Origin of the sequence: Blastomonas sp. AAP25 (assembly GCF_001295965.1) — a bacterium.
Lineage (GTDB): Bacteria > Pseudomonadota > Alphaproteobacteria > Sphingomonadales > Sphingomonadaceae > Blastomonas > Blastomonas fulva.
Window position 1 is genome coordinate 1 of the sequence record NZ_LJHP01000019.1, and the last position, 2,530, is coordinate 2,530.

At 64.9% G+C, this 2,530-nt stretch carries 2 protein-coding genes; both read left to right on the forward strand.

The annotated features are described in order from the left end of the window. Positions 1 to 118 precede the first annotated feature (118 nt). Positions 119 to 1,036: a site-specific integrase gene (locus tag IP68_RS13135; protein ID WP_054135460.1), complete on the forward strand. Its 918-nt coding sequence runs from the start codon at positions 119 to 121 to the stop codon at positions 1,034 to 1,036. Between the two features lie 4 nt (positions 1,037 to 1,040). Further along, positions 1,041 to 2,234, forward strand: coding sequence for an IS91 family transposase (locus IP68_RS13140; protein ID WP_054135461.1), 1,194 nt, complete (start codon positions 1,041 to 1,043; stop codon positions 2,232 to 2,234). Positions 2,235 to 2,530 lie beyond the last annotated feature (296 nt).

A 2,530-nucleotide genomic window follows, 5' to 3' on the forward strand; every position in this document is an offset into this window, starting at 1 on the left:
GCACGAACCCGCTTCGCGGGAGAGTCGCTTGGGGTGACGTAGCGTAGTATTGTTGAGGCTTTGAGAGCGGCGAAGTCGCTTGTGAGGGTGGAGTTCCTTCAACGGAAAGGAACGCACCATGGATACCATCACTACCGCTGCCCCGAACAATGCCTTGCGCGAGCGTATGTTGCAGGACATGACGATGCGTAGCTTTGGGGAGCACACGCAGAAGGACTATATCCGGCACGTCCGGTCATTTGCCGCGTTTCTCGGCCGACCACCCGATACGGCCACGATCGAAGACCTCCGGCGCTATCAGATCGCTCAGCATGAGCGTGCCATCAGTCCAGCAACCATCAACGGGGCTGTATCGGCATTGCGTTTCCTGTTCGGTATAACCCTCAAGCGGCCGGAGATGGCACTGGGACTTGTTGTCGTTCGCTGCACACCCAAGCTGCGCGAGGTTCTGAGCGTCGAGGAGGCTGCGCGGCTGATCGAGGCTGCACCGGGCATCAAGTACAAGGCAGCGTTCGGCGTGGCCTATGGCGCGGGTCTGCGCGTGTCCGAGATTGCCCACCTGAAGGTTGACGATATCGACAGCACGCGCATGCTGATCCGGGTCGAGCAGGGCAAGGGGCGCAAGGATCGTAACGCCATGCTCTCGCCGCATCTGCTGGATCTGCTTCGGCAATGGTGGCGTGAAGGCAAGCGGCGCGGGGTCATGTTACCGCACGGCTGGTTATTCCCGGGGCGCAGTTGCACCGACCCGATCTCGGCACGCCAGTTGCACCGCGCCGTGCATGAGGCGGCTGAGTTCGCCGGGATCCGCAAACGCGTGAGCCCGCATACCCTGCGCCACAGCTTTGCCACTCACCTGCTCGAGCAGGATGTCGACATCCGCGTGATCCAGGTCCTGCTTGGGCACACCAAGATCGGTACCACCGCCATCTACACCAAGGTATCGACCAGGACGATGCAGGCGGTGGCGAGCCCGCTCGACCGCATCTTCAGCCTGATGGAAGGCCCCAAGCGAACGGCATCGCCGCCCGGTTGAACCGGTGCGCACCTCGATCGAGGTCGCCGACATCTTGCGGAGTGCCGGGCCCGCGTATCGCGCAGCCCATGCCGGCCATCTGAGCCTCGGCCAGCTCAAGGTCATGACGGCGATCGAGACCTGCCGCACCGCAGCCCTTGGCGGTCACGTCGAGGCCTGCGACGACTGCGGGCACTGGCGGATCGCCTACAACTCCTGCCGCAACCGGCATTGCCCCAAGTGCCAGGGTGCGGCGGCGCGCACCTGGCTGGCCGCGCGCGAGGCCGATCTGCTGCCCGTGGGATACTTCCACGTCGTGTTCACGCTGCCGGCCGAGGTCGCGGATATCGCGTGGCAGAACAAGGCGGTGGTCTATGACCTGCTGTTCCGCGCGGCTGCGGACACGATGCTGACCATCGCCGCCGATCCCAGGCACCTCGGCGCGCGCGTCGGCATCACCGCCGTATTGCATACGTGGGGATCGGCACTGACCCATCACCCGCATGTGCACATGATCGTGCCCGGCGGGGGTATCACGCCAGACGGCAAGCGGTGGGTCTCGTCGCGCCCGGCGTTCCTTCTACCAGTGCGTGTGCTGGGCGCATTGTTCCGCCGGCTGTTCCTCACCCGGCTGCTGGCATTGTACGATGCCGGCAAGCTGGCCTTCTTCAACACCTTGGCGGGCCTCGCGACACGCAAGGTCTTCCTCCGGCATCTGTCGCCGATCCGGAAGAAGCGCTGGGTGGTCTACGCCAAACCGCCTTTTGCCGGGCCGCAGGCGGTGCTGGCCTATCTCTCGCGCTACACCCACCGCGTCGCCATCTCGAACCAGCGGCTCCTTGCCTTCGACGATGCCAGCGTGACGTTCCGTTACAAGGATTACCGTCGCAGCGGGGCTGAACGCCAGCAGGTCATGACGCTGGCGACGGACGAGTTCATCCGCCGCTTCCTGATCCACGTCCTGCCGCGCGGCTTCCATCGCATCCGGCATTACGGCCTGCTCGCCAGTTCGACGCACAAGGACGCCATGGCGCTCGCCCGCAGTCTCCTGGGGGGCGCTGCGCCGGTCGAGGAGCCCGAACCGGAAGAACCGCCCGACCATCGCCCGCCATGCCCATGCTGCGGCGGGCACATGACCATCATCGAGACCTTTGCCCGTTGCTACCAACCGCGTGCACCGCCACCCCCAGTATCCTCGGCCCGGAGACACGCGCCATGATCCGGCATGGCTCGCCCTGCACGACGGTCGGACCCATGGTGTCCCGACCGATGACCCAGCGCGTGCCCATCCCGGATTTAAGCCGGGCGCAGGGCACACTGGCCAGCAAAACCAACGCCGCTAGCAGTCTGACACCGCACAAAATCACGTTGATCAGGCCAACAGCGACACCGCCGGATCGGCTGCGCTTACCCGCAAAAACCATCCCAAAGCCGCTTTACCCATAGACCTGCGCGCGGGGCCCGCGGGTTCCTGCACTGGAGGCTTTCGTACGCAAGCGCCCGAAACCCTTCACA